This is a genomic window from Streptomyces katrae, assembly GCF_000966975.1.
In the GTDB taxonomy this organism is placed as follows: Bacteria; Actinomycetota; Actinomycetes; order Streptomycetales; family Streptomycetaceae; genus Streptomyces; species Streptomyces katrae.
The window spans coordinates 1-1,720 of the sequence record NZ_JZWV01001618.1 but is presented as its reverse complement, the minus strand read 5'-3'; the positions used below and the strand labels follow the sequence as shown (position 1 = coordinate 1,720).

Sequence of the window (1,720 nt, the reverse complement as noted above, 5' to 3'; positions counted from 1 at the left end):
CACCGACACCCTCCTGCGCCTCGACTGGACCCCGGCCCCGGTGCCCGCCGACGCCCCCGAACCCGACTGCGTCGTGGCCCTCGCCGGCCCCGGCCCCGACGGCCCCGCCACGGAGGACCCGGCCGCGGCCGTACGCGAGACCGTCCACCGGACGCTCGCGCTCATCCAGCGCCGGCTCGCCGAGGACGGCACCGACCGCACCCCCCTCGTCGTGGTCACCCGGCACGGGGTGGCGACCGCCCCCGCCGAACGCGCCGCGCTCGACCCGGCCCAGGCCGCCGTCTGGGGCATGCTCCGCACCGCACAGTCGGAGAACCCGGACCGCTTCGTCCTCCTCGACCTGGAACCCGGCCTGGACCCGGACTCCGGCCCCGGCCGGACGGCCCTGCGTGCCGCCCTCGCCACCGGCGAGCCCCAGCTCGCCGTCCGCGGCGGCACCGTCCTGCTGCCCCGCCTCACGGCCCACACCGGCAGCCCGGCCGACGAGGCCCCGCAGCGGCAGAGCTTCCCCTCCGAGGGCACCGTCCTGGTCACCGGGGCCACCGGCACCCTCGGCCGGCTCGTCGCCCGCCACCTGGTCACCGAGCACGGCGTACGCCACCTCCTGCTGGCCGGCCGCCGGGGCCCCGCCGCCGAAGGCGCGGCCGCGTTCGAGGCCGAACTCACCGCCCTCGGCGCCCGGGTCACCACCGCCGCCTGCGACGTGGCCGACCGCCCCGCCCTCGCCGGACTCCTGGCGGCGATCCCCGCCGAGCACCCGCTGACCGCCGTCGTCCACGCCGCCGGTGTGACCGACGACGGCATCGTCCCCGCCCTCACCCCCGAGCGCGTCGACCACGTCCTGCGGCCCAAGGCCGACGCCGCCCTGCACCTGCACGAACTCACCCGCGACCTGGACCTGTCCGCGTTCGTCCTCTTCTCCTCCGTCTCCGCCACCCTCGGCGGCGCCGGCCAGGCCAACTACGCCGCCGCGAACGCCTTCCTCGACGCCCTCGCCCAGCAGCGCCAGGCCGCCGGACTGCCCGCCGTGTCCCTGGCCTGGGGTCTGTGGGCCGACGGCAGCGGCATGACCAGCAAGCTGGACACCGCCGACCTCGCCCGGATCCGCCGCATGGGTCTCGTCGCCATGGACGCGGCCACCGGCCTCGCCCTGTTCGACACCGCCTGCGCGGCCGGAGCGGACGTCCTCTACCCGGTCCCGCTGGACCCGGTCCCGCTGGACCACGCGGGACTCCGCGTCCAGGCGGCCGAGGGCAAGGTCCCCGCCCTGCTGCGCGGACTGGTCAGGACCCCGGTCCGCCGGGCCCACGCCGGCCCCGGCGCCCCCTCCGGCGCACCCGCCGACCGCGCCTCCGCCCTGGCCGCGACCCTGCACGGGCTCCCGCAGGCCGAACAGGACCGCGTCCTGGGCGACCTGGTGCGCGCCCAGGTCGCCACGGTCCTCGGCCACGCCTCGCCGGACCAGGTCGAGCCCGAACGCCCCTTCAAGGACCTCGGCTTCGACTCCCTCACGGCCGTCGAGCTGCGCAACCTGCTGGGCGCCGTCACCGGCACCCGGCTGCCCGCGACGCTGGTCTTCGACCACCCCACCCCGCTGGCCCTCACCCGCTTCCTGCGCACCGAGCTCCTCGGTGACACCGCCGGCACGACCGCACCGACCGCGCCGGCCGGTTCGGTCGAGGTGGTCGCGGTAAACGATCCGATCGCGATCGTGGGGATG

1 protein-coding gene is annotated in these 1,720 nt (G+C 77.6%); it reads left to right on the top strand.

Annotated features, from left to right (window positions below):
* Positions 1-1,720: type I polyketide synthase (locus tag VR44_RS39655; protein ID WP_045952552.1), on the top strand; the 1,720-nt coding region annotated here is incomplete at both ends.